Source organism: Flagellimonas pelagia, from assembly GCF_003584135.1.
Taxonomy (GTDB): domain Bacteria; phylum Bacteroidota; class Bacteroidia; order Flavobacteriales; family Flavobacteriaceae; genus Flagellimonas; species Flagellimonas pelagia.
On the sequence record NZ_QXFI01000026.1, the window covers coordinates 107299 to 126121 of the forward strand.

Sequence of the window (18823 nt, forward strand, 5' to 3'; positions counted from 1 at the left end):
CCTTGATTTCTTGAAAGGTAACAATTTACAAGAAACTTACCGTAATTAAGCGTTCTCGGTGGCCGGGGATTTTATTTTAAACCCCAAGCTTTTCAAACCGGACCATTTTTTGTTCAATCCACCGAACAAAGGAATGGCAAATCCCACGACCAAAAACAAAATGGAAATCAAGAAGATGTTATAGGTGTGCACAAAAAAGGAGCCGCTGTTCAATATACCCAAAATGAGCATGGTGGACAACGGGAATGAAAGCGCCAAAATAGCCACCCCATAATCACCGCTAAACGTTTTTTTCTTGTCCTTCAAATCCATTTCCATACCATCCACTGCGGCAATATGGGCATAGGGCCAGAAGCTACAGGCACTCAACCCGAAGGCCAAGATCAATAGGATTTCATTTTGAGCCTCAATTCCGGCCACGGAAACAAAAATTCCTGAGATTAACAACACCAATCCTGCCCGGGTACATAGGAGTGAAAATATCTGAAAGAACTGCTTTCTCTTAATCTTCACCGCCAATCCAATAAAGAGCAGCACCAACGGGGTCATGATCATGCTCAACTTTTCGAGTGTTTCACTTAAAAAGAAGGGCAGGGAATGCATGGTAAAACCGAAACCTAAAAGCACTAGGGCAGCGGCGATAAAAATATTCACGGGTTCCGAGACCATGGCCTTCATAAGGGGTTTAAGTTTGGTTCCGCCATTTTTGGGCTGGTCGAACTGTAGACCATAATGCCAGTTCATGGCAACGAGGTACAGAAAAAACAGCACAAAAACCTTGTTCCCCAAGTCGGACATGGCCGCTTTGGCCAAATAATCCTCACCTAAAAATTCAAGAATAAAGGGAAAGGATGATAATCCGGGTGCCAGCGAGGGAATCAACAATTTGGCGGTACGGAACTCAGGTGTTCCTTTGCCGACGCCCACAAGGGGCAAAATAAGGGGCACGGCCAAGAACAAAAGCAGGTTAAGCCCAAGGGCCAATACGGGCAATATTAAAAGATGTAATTCCACCTTGATACCCAACAACGCAATGAAAATGGTTGCGGGCAGGGCAAGGTTTAGAATTATTTTTTTGATTCCCGTTATCTCTTCCTTGTTTTTGAACTTTGCCTTGAGCAAGATTCCAATGAAGATGAAAAAAAGGAATACAATAGTTTTTTGAAATCCAGTATCCACTATACCAATACTTTATCGATGGCAGCGGTAAACATTTTCATTTCGTCCATGGTTCCCATACTTACCCTACACCAGTTTTTGTCCATAAACTGAAAGGCACGAACACCCACCTTTAATTCGGTCATTTTGTTCAAGAATTCCTTTCCTTCCATCTCAATGGGGAAAATGAGGAAACTGGTATGGGAAGGCACATAATCGAACCCTTTTGCGGCCAAGCTTTTATATACATATTCCCTACACTCGGCGTTCAAGGTCCTTGATTTTTCAATGAAGGCAGCATCGTCCATGGCTGCCATGGCAGCATATACAGAGGGAAGGGAAATGCCCATGCCCCCTCGGGTAATATTTTGCAAACGGTTCAAAGTAGCTTCCTGAGCCACAATGTAACCTACCCTAAGGCCGGCCATACCGTGAATTTTGGAGAAGGTCCTGGCAATGATGACATCCTTGCCTTCATTCACCAAGGAGACCATACTCTTTTTAGCTCCTTCGTCCAGGAACCACAAATAGGCCTCATCCACAAACACAGGAACCTTTTCGGATACCCTTGAGCAGAAATCCACCAATTCCTGATGGTCGGTCATGGTTCCGGTCGGGTTGTTGGGATTACAGATGTATACCAATTTGGTCTCGTCATCAATGGCTTCTTCCATGGCCTTAAGGTCGTGCGACCAATCATCCTTTAATGGAACTGGTTTCCATGTGGCACCAACAGATTTGGCGACTTGAATTAAAGACATATAAGCGGGGTCGGCAGAAACCACATTGCCTCCGTTCATGAAAAAGACCATTGCGGTTTTTTCCAAAAGGTCGGATGATCCAGGACCCATCATGATGTTTTTACTTTCCACACCTTCAAAATCGGCGATTTTGTCCACCAGTTGGAACAACTCTTTCCAGGCGTACCGGTTTCCTCCGGCAGCAGAATTCTTGAAGGCTTCCAACGCCATGGGCGATGGTCCATAAGGGTTCTCGTTAGCGTTCAACTTAGCGGTAAGTGGAGCCAGCGGTACAGGGGTGTCCGGCAAAAATTCCTTGAAAAATGGACTATATACTGCATTTCCTCTGACATCCAGTTGTAGGGGAGTCCTAGGGGTTTCAGCTATTCCAAAATATGGAAGGGCCATTGCTCCACCTGCGGTGAGCATACTTTTTCTGATCCAGTCTCTTCGGTTGATGTTGGTTGTTCCCATTGATTTTTGAGTTTTTAGCAAGAATTTAAAATTAGGCGATCATTTCGCTAAATACAATGCTAAAAACATAAAAATCAACGCGTTAAAATAACATAATGGTAAAACAAGACCTTTCTTATTTCCATATTCCCATTGTTTTGACCAAAATTGTTGTCATTTTTCCAATGGAGAGGTGGCAAGGTATTCCACGGTAAGAACACCTCGTAGGTTATTGATGATGATATGTTCCAACAATTCTTGGATGCTGTATTCCTCAAAAAGGGTGGGACTGGAATAGACCATCTCTTCCATTCTTGATAAAAAAAGCATACATACCAACTCCACTTTGACATTTTTTCTGACCTGTTCCAATTTTTGGGCTTTTTTCAAGAGCGGGCACACTAAATCCCAAACAATATCTTTTTTGAAGCTTGAATATTTCTTATAGGCATTGGGGTAATATTTGGCAAGTCCATATAAAAAAGAAGGGTTGATTTTCTGCAAAGTCATCAACCCTAGTTTGTAAATGTATATAATGGTGGACAGTGGCTCGTTCTCATTTGGATTTTGGTCCATGTAGTCATTAAGATTGGCCCTTAATTTGTTTAAAAGGAAGCCAAGACTCTCTGAAACTAATTCTTCCTTGCTACCGAAATACCTATACAGTGTTTTTTTGGAAATACCCAGATCATGGGCCAATTCGTCCATGGAGAACCGTTTACTGCCGAACTTCGTAAAGTTCTGAATGGCATAGGCCAATATATCCCTTTTGTTCTCTAGCATGGATCAGTTTATTTCCAGCCGCCACCAAGTGCCCGGTAGAGTTCCACAATGGCATTCAATTGCCCATATTGGGAATCCACATAGCTGAGTTCCGAGTTCAGCGCATTTTGTCTTGCGGTGAGCACTTCCAAATAATTGGCAAGACCATTGTTCAACAGTTCTTCGGAATAGTCCTCGGCGGTAGAGTAAGCTTCGAGTTCCTTGGAGCGGGCCGTCAATTTATCAGACTCCGCATTGTAGGTATAGAGTGCGTCGGAAACTTCCCTTCCGGCCGTTAACAACGTTTTCTCGTAGGACAAAAGGGCCTTTTCCTGTTGGGCCTTGGCCACTTCCATTTGAGTGCGTAACCTTCTTCCATTGAAGATAGGCTCGGTCAAGGAACCGATCAATTGGGAAAACAAGGAACTGGCATCCAACCAATTTTCAAACTCCAAACTTTGAAAACCACCATTGGCGGTCAGTTTTAAGGAAGGATACATACTGCTCTTGGCTACATTGGTCAGCTCAAAGGCATTGATGAGCCCATATTCGGCCTGCATTACATCGGGACGATTGGCCAACAAGAGATAGGGAACCCCAGTCTTTAGATCGGTATCAATGGATTGGTCATCCAATTTTCCCCTGATTACCTCATGGGCGGGTTCACCCAACAAAATACAGAAGGCATTTTCCAAGAGCTTGATGTTGTTCTTCAAATTGATCAAGATGATTTCTGTAGTGTGCACTTGGGCCTCGGTCTGTTTGACCGCCACTTCGGTTACCTGTCCAGCATCTTTTAGCGCCTGTGTGGTCTCAAGACTGCTCTTTCTGGCCTCGAGAGTCTGTTCGGCGATTTCCCTTTGCTTGTCCAGTGCCATTAATTGGTAATAGGTACTGGCAATACCGGAAACCAAGTTGGTCTTTACCGCTTGATGGGCCGCTACACTTTGCAGGTAAGAGGCACCATATGCCCTTTTGTTGCTTCGTATCTTTCCCCAAACATCAGCTTCCCATGACAGGGATCCAGAAAGCTCATATTGTTCCAAAGGCCTCGTAAAGAAACTACCAAACTGGCTGTTCCCTGAGTTTTTGGTACGGGTAAAACTGGCTGTTCCCGATAATGTGGGGTAATACCCTGCTTTTCCTTGTTTGAGATAAGCTTCCGCAGCCACCACATTTTGAAGGGCTATGCGGATATCGAGATTGTTCTCCAAGCCCTGGGCAATATAGGACTTCAGCTGTTCATCGTTGAAAAGGTCTTTCCAAGACACATCGGCCATGGAAATGCTGTCCTGAGGCAATTGGTCCGTTCTGTACAGGCTCTCCGTTTCCAATTCTGGCCGCGAATAATTCTTGGCCACAAAGCAGGATTGCAGTAACAGGGGAGCCGTTAGCAACAAGATGAATTTATATGTGGATTGTATTTTCATGATTCTTTGGCGTTGTTGTTAAGAAATGGTTTCTTCAGTGGGTTCAGGTTTTCCGGAGATGCGCTCCTGCAATGCTTGGAACACTACAAAAAGGACCGGTACCACAAATACCCCCAATATGGTTCCCACAAGCATTCCTCCCACGGCGCTGAGTCCTATGGATTGGTTTCCGATGGCCCCAATTCCTGATGAAAGCGCCAGTGGCAACAGGCCGAATATGAAGGCAAAGGAAGTCATCAAAATAGGGCGTAACCTTGCCCTTGCCCCATCAGCGGCGGCATCGAATAACGATAGTCCCGCTCGTCGTCGCTGAAGGGCAAATTCCACAATCAAGATAGCGTTCTTTGCCAACAGACCGATGAGCATGATAATCGCAATCTGGAAATAGATGTTGTTCTGCAAGCCACCCAAGTTGATGAAAAGGATGGCACCCGCAATTCCTACGGGAAGGGATAGCAAAATGGATAAGGGCAAAATATAACTTTCATACTGTGCACTCAACAAGAAATAAACGAATACCAAACTCAAAATAAAGATGAGGATGGTCTGTGAGCCTGCGTTACTCTCTTCACGGGTAAGCCCGGAATAGTCATAGGTATAAGAGGTAGGCAGTACTTGTGCGGCGACTTCCTCAATGGCATTGATGGCATCACCGGTACTGTATCCAGCATTCGGAACCCCAGTGATTTTTACAGAACTCAACAAGTTGAATCGTTCCACCACCTCTGGCCCATAAATCTTTTCGAGGGTCACGAACTGGCTTACCGCAACCGACTCATCATTTTGGTTTCTAACAAAAATATGGTTGAGGGAATTTTCATTGGCGCGATCTTCCGGCTTCGCTTGGATCATAACACGATACTGTTTTCCAAACCGGTTGAAATCGGTGGCGTAGATACCTCCATAATAGCCTTGGAGGGCATTGAAGATATCGGTTGCAGAAAACCCGGCCATTTTCACCTTTTCCATATCGATGTCAAGGTTGTATTGGGGGAACCCTGGGTCAAACTGGGAAATGGCGTATTGGATTTCGGGCCGTGCATTTAAGGCCCCTAAAAATTGATTTTTGACGTCGTTGATGGCCAACCAATCCTCTCCCCCCTTGCTTTGCAATTGGACCTCGAAACCAGAGTTGGTTCCAAAACCTTGTATACTGGGTGGGGTAAAGTAAATGATCTGCGCATCATTAAAAGCGGCCGAAGTCGCGTACAGTTTCTGCATGGTAGCATTAACGGATAAGGAGTCTGCCTTTCGTTCGCTCCAATCCTTCAATTTCATGATGGAAAAGGCATAAGATCCAGCACTTACCCGGTTCAACAAACTAAATCCGGCCACACTCATCCGGGCATCGATTACATCCATGGACTCATAAATAGAATCCAGTTTCATGATGGTTTCCTCGGTCTTTTCAATGGTCGTGCCGGGAGGCATGCTCACATTGGCGAAGATGATGCCCCGGTCCTCATCGGGTACAAATCCGGATGGGGTAGTTTTGAAAAGGTAAATGGCAAGTCCCGTAAACGCCAATAATAGCACGGCAGTAATCCATTTTCGTTTTACCATGCGCCCAACGGCATTGGTATATTTATTGGTGATGGCCGTAAACCCGACATTGAAGGCCTTAAAAAAGCGGGTCGTAAAGTTGGATTTGTGGCCCTTTTCAGAATCGTGCGGTTTTAGGAACAGGGCCGCCAATGCCGGACTCAAGGTTAAGGCGTTGACAGCCGAAATCAAGATGGCGACCGCCAAGGTAATCCCGAACTGTTGGTAGAATACCCCGGATGATCCTTGGATAAAGGACACGGGAATAAATACCGCTGACATGACCAAGGTGATGGATATAATGGCCCCTGAAATTTCACCCATGGCCTTTTTGGTGGCGCTTTTGGCCGATTTGCCGCCTTCTTCCAACTTGGCATGGACGGCTTCTACCACCACAATGGCATCATCCACTACAATACCAATGGCCAAGATCATGGCAAAAAGAGTAAGCATATTGATGGAGTACCCAAAAATCTCTAGGAAGAAGAAGGTTCCCACAATAGCGACGGGTACCGCAATGGCCGGAATCAAAGTCGACCTGAAATCCTGCAAAAAGAGGAACACCACAATGAATACCAAAATAAAGGCCTCGATCAAGGTCTGTACCACGTGGTCAATGGAGGCATCCAAGAAATCCTTGGAGTTGAACGGAATCACATAATCGAATCCTTTCGGGAATTCGGCTTTGCTCTCCTGCAAAATGGACTCTACCACATCAATGATTTCCTTTGCGTTGGAGCCAGAAGTTTGATACACCCCAACAGCAACCCCAGGATAACCCATTCCCGAGTTTTTCCTTACATAGCTAAAGGCCCCCAGTTCTATATCGGCCACATCCTTCAAGCGGAGGAAACCGCCATCATCCGTAGTTTTTAGGATGATGTTCTCATATTCGCTCACTTCGGAAAGGCGGCCTTTGTACTTCATTACATATTCGAAGATCCCATCGGCATTTTCCCCTATTTTCCCAGTTGCGGCCTCTCGGTTTTGCTCCCTCAACGCAGCTTGGATATCGGCGGGCACCAAGTTATAGGCAGCCATTTTATCGGGAGAGATCCAAATTCGCATGGAGTAATCCTTGGACCCGAACACGTTTACGTTACCGACCCCCTTGATCCTTTGAAGTTTCGGAACCAGATTGATCTTGGCGTAGTTTTCCACAAAGGTGGCGTCATAGTTCTCATTCTTGGAAAAGATGGAGAAGAAGAGTAGAGCACTGTTCTGTGCCTTTTGCGTGGTTACCCCGGTATTGATCACTTCTTGGGGGAGCAAACTATTGGCACGGGCCACCCTATTCTGAACGTTTACCGCGGCAATGTCGGGATCTACACCCAGTTCAAAAAACACGCTGATGTTGGCCGCACCGTCGTTACTGGCAGAAGAGGTCATATACGTCATACCCTCCACACCATTGATCTGTTCTTCCAAAGGGATGACCACACTTTTTAGTACGGTCTCGGCATTGGCACCCGTATAATTGGCATTTACCTGAACGGTCGGGGGAGCAATTTCAGGATACTGTTCTACGGGTAATATACTGAGTCCCAAAATACCCAAGATCAAAATGATCACGGATATTACTGTGGACAGTACGGGACGATCTATAAACTTTTGGAACATATATTAGTTGTTCTTGTGAGATTGTTGGATTAGTTATTTAACAGGGTTGATGGTCTGTCCATCCCTTAGTTTGGAAACCCCTTCGGTAACAAGGGTGGTGCCTTCTTCAAAACCTTCGGATACGATAAACTGGGTGTCCGTTTGGGCCACAATGGAAAGTGGCTTTGTGGTCACGGTGTTGTCATCGTTCAATATAAAAACCATTTTGGTACCTTGTCGGTCCACAGTGGCAAATTGGGGAATTACCCAAACGCCTTCAAAATTGGAAGGAACCTTGATGGTGCCGGTGCTCCCGGAACTCAATAATAAGTCAGGATTGTCAAAATCGGCCCTTAGGGTGACGCTTCCTGTGGTTGAATTGATAAGATTGTTTACCATGGCAATTTTCCCTTTGTGGGGGTAAGTTTCGCCATTGATCATGACCAGTTCCACTTCTGGGGAGGCATCCGCGGAAATTCCCGTGCCGGTGGAGGCCATTTGCTTTTTCATTTCCAAAAGTTCTTTTTCGTTCATGGAGAAATAGGCACGCACACTACTGATGTCGGAAACCATGGTCAAGGGTTCCCCCATGTTACTGCTGACCAAGGCACCTACTTTGTAGGGAAGCTCCCCAATATATCCGTTGACCGGACTGATGATGTTGGAATATCCAATATTGGCGGAAATACTGTTATAATTGCTCTTGGCCTGTTCCAATTGGGCTTTTGCCGTTTCCAATTGCACATTGCTGATGATGCCCTTTTCTACCAAGGGAACCAATTTGTTAACCTCTACCTGGGCCACATTCACGGCTGCTTGGGCTGCTTTGGCATCTTGGGACAGGGTCTGTGTCTCCAGTTTAAACAATAACTGTCCCTTTTTCACCTTTTGGCCTTCTTCCACATAGATGTTTTGGACAAATCCTGAGACTTTGGGCCAAATTTCAACGTTCTGTTGTCCTTGCATGGTGGTGGAATAGGTGTTGTATATGGTGATGTCCTCTTTTTTCAGGGAGGTCACTTTTAGCGAGGGTACCGGGGCAGCGGCCTGCTGTTGGGTCTTACCACCACAGGACATGAGTACTGCCATTCCTGCTAATACAAATATTGACTTGATTGTTTTCATGTACGGTCTAACGTTGTTAGGGTTATTGTTGGGTTTTATCGTTGGGTGTTCAATTTTCTTTTAGTTCTATGGCCTCAAATTTTGCAATGGACTTTTGCAGGAGTTTTTCACTATCGGTCATATAATCCAGATAAACGCCTGTTCTTTCCTTGCCTTCTTCAAACTTTTTTGGACAATGTTTTTTATGATAGTCCATGACCAAGGTGATAACGGATTTTTCAGCCTCCAAACGTTTAAGGAATTCCTGCAGCTTGGTAAGGAAAAAAGTCTTCTTTTTGGCCAAGGTGAAATAACGCCTTCGATCTCCAGGCTTTGTGAAATAGGTAATGATGCCCATTTTGAGTAATAGGTTCAAGGAAGTGGAAGTGGAGCTTTTACTCGCCCCTCTTTTTTCCAAGCAATCCTCAAAGGTGAGCCCATCTTCATCGGACAAGACCATGATGGCATAAATACGTGCCGCCAAAGGAGGTAAGTTCTGTTGCTCTTCCAAATGGAGCCCTAAGGTCTCGATGATTTCTTCCTTCGATTTTTCCATAAAAGGATTTTTGAAGAAGCAAAATTAATTTTGGTTCGGAACAAACAAAACCAAACGAACTTAAATATTTGTTAAATAAAATTCCGTGTTCAAAATCAGTACTCGGAAAGAATACCTTCTTGACCCATAATTGGGATGTTGGTAAGCTTTTCTTCAGTTATGGTATGCTTGGGGAATAGAAATCTTTTTTCGAACAATTTGTTTTCGGCAAAAAAGGTAACAAAGAACTCATTGTTAAGTGCCAGCACATCTTCCTGGATCAATTCAACCTTTCTAAAAGTTTTCGGTTCAAGATAACCAATTCCATGCCGCATTGTGGAGGTTTTTATATCCCCATCAAAGCCTTTGGAAACTACAATGGCCATTTCAATGGCGTCATTTCTGTTATTGATCAGGTAGGCATTCCAATCTTTGGATAGAAACTCATCGTTCCACTCACGAATGATCACAATGTGGACCTCCTTAGCAACGGGAATTTCAATATCCTTTTTCATAAAGTTGGTCTACAAGGCACTTTTAAACTGCTCCAAAAAGCGAACATCGTTCTCACTGAGCAAGCGGATGTCCGAAATTTGATGCAAAAGCAAGGCAATTCGGTCGATACCCATTCCGAAGGCAAAACCGGAATACACCTCTGAATCGATACCACAATTTTTTAGCACGTTCGGGTCCACCATACCGCAGCCCATAATCTCCAACCAACCGGTTCCCTTGGTCATACGGTAATCGGTTTCAGTCTCTAGGCCCCAATACACATCTACCTCGGCACTGGGTTCCGTGAACGGAAAATAGGATGGTCGCAATCGGATTTTCGACTTGCCGAACATTTCGGAAGTGAAGTATTGTAGGGTCTGTTTCAAATCCGCAAAGGATACGTTTTTGTCCACATACAAGCCCTCAACCTGATGGAAGAAACAATGGGAACGTGCAGAAATGGCCTCATTGCGGTATACCCTTCCCGGGGAAATGGTCCGGATGGGCGGCTTATGGCTCTCCATATACCTTACCTGCACCGATGAGGTATGGGTACGCAACAGGATATCTGGATCGGTTTGAATGAAAAAAGTGTCCTGCATGTCCCTTGCCGGATGGTATTCGGGAAGGTTCAATGCGGTAAAGTTATGCCAGTCGTCCTCAATTTCGGGTCCTTCGGAAACATTGAACCCAATCCTTGAAAAAATATCGATGATTCGGTTCTTGACAATGGAGATTGGATGTCTCACCCCAATTTCCATGGGTTCACCAGGACGGGTAAGGTCTCCATATTTTCCTTCTTCAACTTGACTTTCCAAGGCTTCCTTAAGGACATTCACCTTGTCCGTGGCAGAATTCTTCAACTCATTGATGACCTGGCCAAATTCCTTCTTTTGGTCGTTCGGTACGTTCTTGAACTCCGCAAAGAAGCTATTCAACAGACCTTTCTTTCCCAAATATTTGATTCGGAAAGCTTCTATTTCTTCTTTCGAGGTTGAAGTGAATTTTTCTACTTCTGCAAGGTGTTCCTTTATGGTCTCAATCATGTTCGATGGCACTATTGGCCGACAAATTTAGCAAATTGTCCTTGAATATATAGGCCATTAGGAAATGTACCGCAATTCCACCGAAAAAATGCCACAACCAATGTGTTCCCATAGGGAACAAGGTTTGCGATTTGTCCAGGATCCTGAACGTGAGGGCAACCCCAAAAATTCCAAAGGCAAGGATGACCAAGTATAGATTCCTGCCCCGGGTCCTTACCAAGTACCATACAATGGGCAACAAGATGGTCCCCGCGCTGATGACATAGCCCAAGGAAATCCGAAGGCCCGGGGGAATGGGAAGTATCCTCAATAGGTACGAGGCACCCAAAACCAAAGCGATGAGCAAGATTCGTTTCCACCAAGTACCGACCAGTTTGAAAATAAAATAGACCACCAGTGCCACACATAGGAACAAAATGGGCATCCAATCCAACCGCAACCAAAATTCATGACTCCTTGTGGCGTGATAAACGGTGCCGCCCACGTAACTAATGGCGATTATGGGAATCATCCAAGCCAAAAACAAATGCTGCTTTGGATTTTTATAGACCTTGATTCCCCAGTAAATGATGAGGGCCAAGAAAACCAGGTTGCTGAAGGTATTGAAAGGTTCCACAGGAAAGCGACCTTCCATGGTTTCCAGATAAATGGGACCGGAGTCATTCGGAAATTTTAGTGCAAACATGGTTTTGGGGAATTCTTTTGAAAAGATAAAATAAGGGATTGGTCAGATAGGGTGCAAATTATTTGAGTAGAAAAGACTCTAAACAAAAAGGCCGGTGAACTTGTTCACCGGCCTTTTTAAGATCTTCAATTTTATAAAAAGGTGACCTTACCATCAGAAAGGTCGTACATGGCACCAACAATGGCGATTTCCCCTTTTTGTTCCATTTCTTTCAGGATTACGCTTTGGTTCCTAATATTTTCCAAGGCCATCTCCACATTCTTTACTGCTACGGCATCCACGAATTCCATATTTTTGGAGTTACGAAGCTCTTCGTCCTTGGGTTCCTTGGTGGCAAACACCGCAGGTTCAATCTTATTAATCAAGGCGGTGAGGTTACCCAACCGAGCATGATCGCAGGCGCCTTTTACCGCCCCACAACTCGTATGCCCGAGCACGACTACCAATTTGGTGCCTGCCAATTTACAGGCAAATTCCATGCTCCCCAAAATGTCTTGGTTCACAAAATTCCCTGCGATTCTAATACTAAAAATATCTCCCAAACCTTGATCGAAGACCAATTCGGCCGATACCCTAGAGTCGATACAGCTTAGGATGGTGGCAAAAGGAAATTGCCCATCCTTGGTTTCGTTCACTTGCTGTAAAAGGTTTCTGTTGGCCTTAAGATTATTTTGAAAACGCTCATTGCCCTCTTTCAAAAATTGAAGGGCTTTTTCGGGCGACATGGTCGATTGCGTTTCTTTGGTATGTGCTTTCATTTGCTATTGTTATGCTGGTTTTTTGGTTTCTTAAAAAATTGGATATAGTCTTCCGGATTGTCCACAATGCCTCTTTCCGAGACCAATTTAATGTGAATATTCCTGTTTTTTGCCTTACTCCCAAAATCTTGTAGTATTTCAATGATGTCATTGTCCAAATATTTGGTGTTGGCAACATCCAATTCAAGATATGAATTTTCCGGAATGCGATCCAATTCTTTTAGGATTGCCCCTTTATTGAAGAAAGTGACCTCCTCGGCCAAAGTCATTTTAATGCGATGCCCATCATTCCCCTTTTCTTGGATATGAAGAAAGTGGGAGTTTTGGTAGCTTTTGATCAGAATTACAATGATACCCACACCCAAGCCAAGGGTAATGCCCACCAAAAGATCCGCAAATACGATTCCGACCACGGTCACGATAAAAGGAATAAATTGTTTCCATCCTGCTTTGAACATGGTTTTGAACAAACTGGGCTTGGCCAGTTTATAACCAACAATAAAAAGTATGGCCGCCAACACAGAAAGGGGAATCATATTAAGTAGCCTCGGAATGATCAATACAGAAGCAAGAAGCAAAAAGCCATGCAGAATGGCGGAAAGTTTGGTTCTCCCTCCAGATTGGATATTGGCGGAGCTGCGCACAATTACTTGGGTAACGGGCAAACCGCCAATGAGACCGGAAAGACTGTTTCCCACTCCTTGGGCCACAAGCTCACGATTGGCAGGGGTTACTCTTTTTAGAGGGTCGAGTTTGTCCGTGGCTTCCACGCACAAAAGTGTTTCCAAACTGGCCACCAAAGCCATGGTAAAGGCCGTGATCCAAATTTCGGTATTGGTTATGGCTGAAAAATTGGGAAAACTGAACAATCCGATAAAAGATTCAAAACCTTCAGGAACAGGTACTCTTACCAAATGTTCATCTGCAATCCCCCAAATAGCCTCACCTTTGGTGAAGGTATAATAAAGTATGCCCAATACCACGGCAACCAATGGACCTTGGACTAATTCGAAAATCTTTGCTTTTTTGCTCAATACTTGGTTCCAAAGGATTAAAATGCCCAGGGCAATTATAGCTATAAGGGAAGCGCCAGGGCTTATGGAATTGATAGTATTGACAATTTCACTGAAGGTGTTTTCACCATCCACTTGAAAAAAGGCCCAGTCTCCTTCGGGATCGGCATCGTACCCAAAAAAATGGGGAATCTGTTTTAAGATAATGATGATTCCGATACCTGTGAGCATTCCCTTAATAACGGAAGAGGGGAAGTAATAAGCAATAATCCCCGCCCTTAGAACACCAAACAGTATCTGGATGAGGCCACCGATTACCACAGCGACCAAAAAGTTTTGATACCCACCCAAGGTCCCGATAGCAGTAAGTACAATGGCGGCCAAACCGGCAGCCGGTCCACTTACCCCAATCTGTGAACCACTAAGGGCGCCCACCACAATTCCTCCTATGATTCCGGCAATGAGCCCTGAGAACAGAGGTGCCCCGCTGGCCAGTGCGATGCCCAAACAAAGTGGAAGGGCCACAAAGAACACCACGATACTGGCTGGCAAGTCATTTTTAATATACTTGAACATGAATAAATAAGTTAGGTTCTCCTTGGGAGGTTGACCCTAAGAGAAGGTTAGAGATTGATTTAAATAAAGATGGGTCTTAGATCAATTTCTTGGGAGGAGGGTCAAGGATCTCCATGGAAAACTCCAGGGAGGGGAAAACATACCCTGCAGAACAGATTGTACGTTGTTGTGGGACCTGAAAAAAGGAAACATCAATATAATTCTTCAGGTAAAGGTCCAATTCATCAAAGTTCTTTTCGGCTTCTTCTTTTTTATTGCTTTTCTCCTCTTCGGATGAGCCAAAAGCCATAGTCTTGCCCAATTCTTTATCCAAAAAAGGTATCAGTGGCGATGCCAAAAGACAACCCATCAATAACATGGATAAAATAGGAAAAACCAATTTTTTTAGCACAGGACCATTTTTTGTAAAAATAAAGAAATATGAATACCAAGATACTTTTTTGACTAAAAGTCCTTGATTTTCTTAATATTATCGCTCAAAAGCCACCCGGTTTGCCCATCAGCAATCCATATTTTTTCCCACCCATCCAGCTCTTCAAGGACATTTACCTTGGTGCCTTCATGAAGGGTAAAGACAGCCTCACTGTTTTTATTGGGCTCCGAAGAGACTTTTACTTCCTTGCTGAACACAATGGCGGGGTCATCTTTTTTCTCCTGTTGCTGCTGAAGATATGCCATCAACACACAGAACACACCAAGCGTTATGGAAAATATACTCGCTATAAAAGAAATCCGCTTTTTGTTGGCACTTCTAAGAAAAAAGTAGGTTAGATAGAGGATAACGAACAGCAGGACCAACGCTACGGCAAGATATGCCCATTGGTTGCAGGAAAAAAGATTTATAATACCGTTGTAAATCTTGGAAATCTCCGTTTTGGGCATTTCCTCAATGGCGTCCAAACGCATGTTTTGGGCATAGGTCAAGTTGTTGAGGATCTCACTATCGTTTGGGGCCAATAAAAGGGCTTTTTCGTAATAGTAAATACTCGGGCCTATATTGTTCAGTTTGTAATAACAATTCCCCATATTAAAGTAGAGGGATGCAGAATGTTCGCCATTTTCCAAGATGGCCTTATAGTTTTCAATGGCCTTGGAATATTGACCATTGTTATAATATTCCGTGGCTTGTGAGAACAAGGTCTCATTTTGAGCGAACCCTGTGGACAAATAGAAAAGGGACATCCATATGAATAACGTCTTTATGCTCATAATTGCTTGTCCAATTTAGAGATTACTTCACTTGCTTTGTCATAATCGTTCTGCATCTGCACTTGTGTGTAGGGGCTGTAACGGGCCATTTCACAACTGGTGAGCAGACCAATGAACCCTTGGATATCTTCTTGGTCCACTTGTTTTCCTTTCAAAATGCCAGTAATCTTTTCTTTACTGAACTCGGTAGTCTCGATGTTCAACTTGGCTTTGAGATAGTTGTGCAAGCCTTTTTCGAGCGCTACATAAAAGGCTTCTTTGTTGCCAAGGTCTCTTTTGGCTGCAGAGAGGTATTTTTTGGCCAATCTGTTGGCCTGTTTGATCTTGTTTCCAATCACATCACTGGCCATGGCCTCCCTTTTCTTAAAAACTAAAATGGCAAGAGGAATCAATAGCAGCGGTAAGAACAACCACATATAGAAGGCCTTGGAACCAAAAAAGCAGGATATTTTCAAAGGACCTAGATTCGGGTTTAATTTTAGGAAGTGAAACTGCTTGCCCGTTGGCACCACCAATTGCTTGTTGGTCGATGAGCCAGTAGCGAGGTTGTCCGCAGAACTTACAGGGCCTTCCATCACCTCAATATTGATTTCGTCGGAATGCAAGGTCACATACTTGCCTGTTGCAGGGTTGAAATAACTGAACGGAATACTGGGAATGGGATATTTACCCCTAAACGAGGGTACTATGGTGTAGTTGTCAACCACTTTACCTTCCATTCCTGTGCTATATGTATTGATGTCCTCCTCGTGTTCTGGGTCGTAAACTTCCAACGAACTGGGTAGTTCTGGTTTAGGCAATTGGAATAGTTTCAAATTTCCTTTACCGGAAATCTCAACTTTGGCCTGAAGCGATTCCGAGGCATTCAATTGGTCCTTGCTCGTGGTCACACTGAATTCAAAATCACCTACGGCACCACTAAAATCTACTGGTTTTCCAGCTTCGGGCAGGGGCTTCACGTTGATGGTCCTATTACCTGCCGATACCGTTTTACTGGTCTGGGTATAGATTCTTCCACCAAAAAAGTCCCTTCGATTGGTGGGAACATCCACAAAAATTTCCAAGGAAAGTGGCTCGATCTCCAATTGACCCGACTTTTGTGGATATAGTACCACGCGTTTCAGCACCACATAGCGAAATGGCTTCCCTTCATAAGTGCCATTTTGCGCGGTGTGTTTGGTAACAGGTATATCTTGGCTCCAAAAATTGTTGTAAGTGGGATTGTCCAACGGGCGATAGTTGGTCACGCTGATATCCGGACTAACGTAAAGCTTGTAGACCACGGTCACGGCTTCGTTCAAATAGGGGTTGTCCTTTGAAACCTCTGCCACCAAGTGAAGGCTTTCGTCTGCGACATCGTCCACTGTCTTTTCACCATTGGGCCTATCCACCGCCGCGGTGACCTCCACAGTTTTTGGGGTTGTTTTATAGGTTTCGCCTGCAATTTCTATTGTAGCCTGTTGAATCGTAAAATTTCCCCTCGCAGTAGGTAAAAGGATGTATGTGTAGGTTTTGGAAAAAGTGCGTTTACCATTGATCCAAGAAGAACTTATGGATTGTGAAGGGCCCATGACCACCTTGAAATTTTCAAAGGCAGGCGGAGTAAAATTATCCCCGTCCTTGTTCATGGTAAAATCGACACGGAGGCGTTCATTTATCCCGAGCTTCTCCTTGCTGAGGTTCATGGTAAAGGTAACCTCATCGTCCTGGGCATGGACCATGGAACCCGATAGGAACACCATCGCCAAGAAAAGTAATATGTTGCCCCTTAGCCTCTTCATTACCAGTCTTTTTCGTTTTTAACTTTTTGTCCACGTACCTTTCTGGCCTCCATCTTTTCCTGCACCTTTTTCTCTTCGTTCTGCATGGCCTCTAGCAGGTTTTGTATCTGTTGCTTGGACAATTGGTTGGGTCTAGGCTGCTGTTTTTGGTCTTGGGGCTGATCTCCTTCGTTGGGTTTTTTCTCCTGCTCTTTCTTTTGGTCACCGTCTCCCTTTTGGTTCTCCTCGGGCTTGTCCTCCCCATTATCTCCCTGATCTCCCTTGTCCTTGTTCTCGTCCTCGTTCTGTTTGCCCTCGTCCTGCTTGTCGTTGTCGCCGCCTTCGTTTTTCTGGTCCTGCTTGTCTTGGTCCTTGTCTTTTTGGTCCTGCTTGTCCTGGTTGTCCTTGTTTTGGTCTTGGTCGTTCTTTTGCTCGTCTTGTTGTTTTTCCAACATTTTCTTGGCAAGGGCCAGGTTGTAACGGGTTTCCTCGTCGTTGGGATCGTTCCGCAAAGCTTCCTTGTAGGCCTCCACGGCTTTTTCGTATTCCTTGTTCTTCATGAACACGTTGCCCATGTTATGGAAGGCCTTATGTTTTTCGGCTTTGTCTTCTGCAGCCTCCCCTGCTTGTTTGTATCGGCCGAAAGCTTCACCATAACTTTCCCTGTTATAGTATGCATTTCCCAAATTAAAGGGTGCTGCTGCGTTTTTGTCGCTTTTGGAAATAGCCCTTCTGTATTCGGATTCAGCACCCACAAAATCATTGGCGGTAAGCTCTTGGTTGGCTTCGTATGTGAGATTCGTGGAAGCCCTCAGGGCCTTTTCGGCTTCTTTTTGTGCCTTTTCGGCTGCATCATCCTGTGCTTGTACCCACCCAAAACAAAGCAATAGTCCAAACACCAATCTTATCTTAGTCATCATCATGCTCATTAAAAAGATTTAGTTTTTTCAACCATTGGGTTTTTCTGTCCAGAACGAAGATGTCCAAAAATAGAAATAAAAATCCAGCAGCAAGGAACCATTGGAATTGATCCTTGTATTCCGCGAACTGCTTGGCCTCAAACTCGGTCTTGTCCATCCTGTTCAGTTGTTCCTTGATGTATTCCACGGCCTCGTCGGTGTTGGAACCATCAATATATTCCCCATTGCCCCTTTCGGCAATGTCGGTAAGAATGGCCTCGTTCAATTTGGTGATGACCACTTCCCCCTGATTGTCTTTTTTCAGGCTTTCCACAATACCATTTCTTTTGATGGGAATCGGTGCACCTTTCGCCTTTCCCACCCCAATGGTGAAGATCCGGATGCCATTTTGGGTAGCATTTTCAACTGCCGCCGTTGTGGAACTTTCAGAGTGATCCTCCCCATCGGAAACAATGAAAAGTACCCTATTGGTCTGTTGGGAATCATCATAATAGGTGCTTGCCAGATCAATGGCTGCATCAATGGCTGTCCCTTGGGAGGAAAGCATGTCGGTGTTCATGCTCTGCAAAAACATTTTGGCCGCCCCATAGTCCGTGGTGATCGGAAGTTGCGGATATGCTTGCCCGGCATAGGCAATGATACCGATACGGTCACTTGCCAGTTGGTTGATGATTTCGGAAACAATTCGTTTTGCTTTTTCCAATCGGTTGGGGGCAATATCCTCGGCCAACATACTTTTGGACACATCGATTGCGAAAACAATATCGACCCCTTCCCGTTTTACCGTCTCTAATTTGGTTCCTATCTTGGGGTTCACAAGTCCAAGGATCAAAAAGGAAAGCCCCGCCAAGAGGAAAGCCAATTTAACCGCTGATTTGAAACTGGAACGATTAGGTGCCAAACGCCTGAGCAATTTGGACTTGGCGAATCGTTTTTGGGTCCTTTTTTTCCAGATTTGAAGAAAAAAGAAGGCCAGAACCATTACCGGGATAATGGCCAAAAGGTAGAAATATATTTTTTCGTCGAACTGAATCATTC

At 44.6% G+C, this 18823-nt stretch carries 17 protein-coding genes; all 17 read right to left on the reverse strand.

All coding sequences use genetic code 11. The annotated features are described in order from the left end of the window. Positions 1-45: 45 nt before the first annotated feature. Positions 46-1122: an AEC family transporter gene (locus tag D2V05_RS10520; protein ID WP_147378270.1), complete on the reverse strand. Its 1077-nt coding sequence runs from the start codon at positions 1120-1122 to the stop codon at positions 46-48. A 56-nt stretch (positions 1123-1178) separates the two neighbouring features. Next, positions 1179-2372: a pyridoxal phosphate-dependent aminotransferase gene (locus D2V05_RS10525; protein WP_119647539.1), complete on the reverse strand. Its 1194-nt coding sequence runs from the start codon at positions 2370-2372 to the stop codon at positions 1179-1181. 153 nt (positions 2373-2525) lie between these two features. Next, complete coding sequence (locus tag D2V05_RS10530) at positions 2526-3134, reverse strand: TetR/AcrR family transcriptional regulator (protein ID WP_119647540.1); 609 nt, start codon at positions 3132-3134, stop codon at positions 2526-2528. An 8-nt stretch (positions 3135-3142) separates the two neighbouring features. Beyond that, complete coding sequence (locus D2V05_RS10535) at positions 3143-4543, reverse strand: efflux transporter outer membrane subunit (RefSeq protein WP_119647541.1); 1401 nt, start codon at positions 4541-4543, stop codon at positions 3143-3145. A gap of 18 nt (positions 4544-4561) precedes the next feature. After that, positions 4562-7705: an efflux RND transporter permease subunit gene (locus D2V05_RS10540; protein ID WP_119647542.1), complete on the reverse strand. Its 3144-nt coding sequence runs from the start codon at positions 7703-7705 to the stop codon at positions 4562-4564. Between the two features lie 33 nt (positions 7706-7738). Next, positions 7739-8809, reverse strand: coding sequence for an efflux RND transporter periplasmic adaptor subunit (locus tag D2V05_RS10545; protein WP_119647543.1), 1071 nt, complete (start codon positions 8807-8809; stop codon positions 7739-7741). Between the two features lie 49 nt (positions 8810-8858). After that, the gene (locus tag D2V05_RS10550; protein ID WP_119647544.1) at positions 8859-9344 is read right to left on the reverse strand and encodes a GbsR/MarR family transcriptional regulator; all 486 of its coding nucleotides are present in this window, start codon (positions 9342-9344) and stop codon (positions 8859-8861) included. Positions 9345-9439: 95 nt separating this feature from the next. After that, a complete protein-coding gene (locus D2V05_RS10555; protein WP_119647545.1) occupies positions 9440-9838 on the reverse strand; it encodes a hypothetical protein in 399 nt (132 codons plus the stop codon). Between the two features lie 9 nt (positions 9839-9847). Next, positions 9848-10864 carry a phenylalanine--tRNA ligase subunit alpha gene (gene pheS / locus D2V05_RS10560; protein ID WP_119647546.1) on the reverse strand — a complete coding sequence of 339 codons (1017 nt, stop codon included), beginning with the start codon at positions 10862-10864 and terminating at the stop codon, positions 9848-9850. Then, complete coding sequence (locus tag D2V05_RS10565; protein ID WP_119647547.1) at positions 10857-11549, reverse strand: hypothetical protein; 693 nt, start codon at positions 11547-11549, stop codon at positions 10857-10859. Before D2V05_RS10565 ends, pheS begins: the two co-directional genes overlap by 8 nt. A gap of 131 nt (positions 11550-11680) precedes the next feature. Next, positions 11681-12307, reverse strand: a complete 627-nt coding sequence (locus tag D2V05_RS10570) for a carbonic anhydrase family protein (RefSeq protein WP_119647548.1) — start codon at positions 12305-12307, stop codon at positions 11681-11683. After that, positions 12304-13896 (reverse strand): SulP family inorganic anion transporter, encoded by a 1593-nt coding sequence (locus D2V05_RS10575; protein ID WP_119647549.1) that lies wholly within the window; start codon positions 13894-13896, stop codon positions 12304-12306. The genes D2V05_RS10570 and D2V05_RS10575 overlap by 4 nt, the downstream gene beginning before the upstream one ends. Before the next feature lie 76 nt (positions 13897-13972). Continuing rightward, a complete protein-coding gene (locus D2V05_RS10580) occupies positions 13973-14287 on the reverse strand; it encodes a hypothetical protein (RefSeq protein WP_147378271.1) in 315 nt (104 codons plus the stop codon). A gap of 53 nt (positions 14288-14340) precedes the next feature. Then, positions 14341-15105 (reverse strand): tetratricopeptide repeat protein, encoded by a 765-nt coding sequence (locus D2V05_RS10585; RefSeq protein ID WP_119647551.1) that lies wholly within the window; start codon positions 15103-15105, stop codon positions 14341-14343. Beyond that, positions 15102-16886 (reverse strand): BatD family protein, encoded by a 1785-nt coding sequence (locus D2V05_RS10590; RefSeq protein ID WP_119647552.1) that lies wholly within the window; start codon positions 16884-16886, stop codon positions 15102-15104. Before D2V05_RS10590 ends, D2V05_RS10585 begins: the two co-directional genes overlap by 4 nt. Beyond that, positions 16886-17782 carry a tetratricopeptide repeat protein gene (locus D2V05_RS10595; RefSeq protein ID WP_119647553.1) on the reverse strand — a complete coding sequence of 299 codons (897 nt, stop codon included), beginning with the start codon at positions 17780-17782 and terminating at the stop codon, positions 16886-16888. The genes D2V05_RS10590 and D2V05_RS10595 overlap by 1 nt, the downstream gene beginning before the upstream one ends. After that, positions 17775-18821, reverse strand: coding sequence for a VWA domain-containing protein (locus tag D2V05_RS10600; RefSeq protein WP_119647554.1), 1047 nt, complete (start codon positions 18819-18821; stop codon positions 17775-17777). Before D2V05_RS10600 ends, D2V05_RS10595 begins: the two co-directional genes overlap by 8 nt. Between the last annotated feature and the right edge of the window lie 2 nt (positions 18822-18823).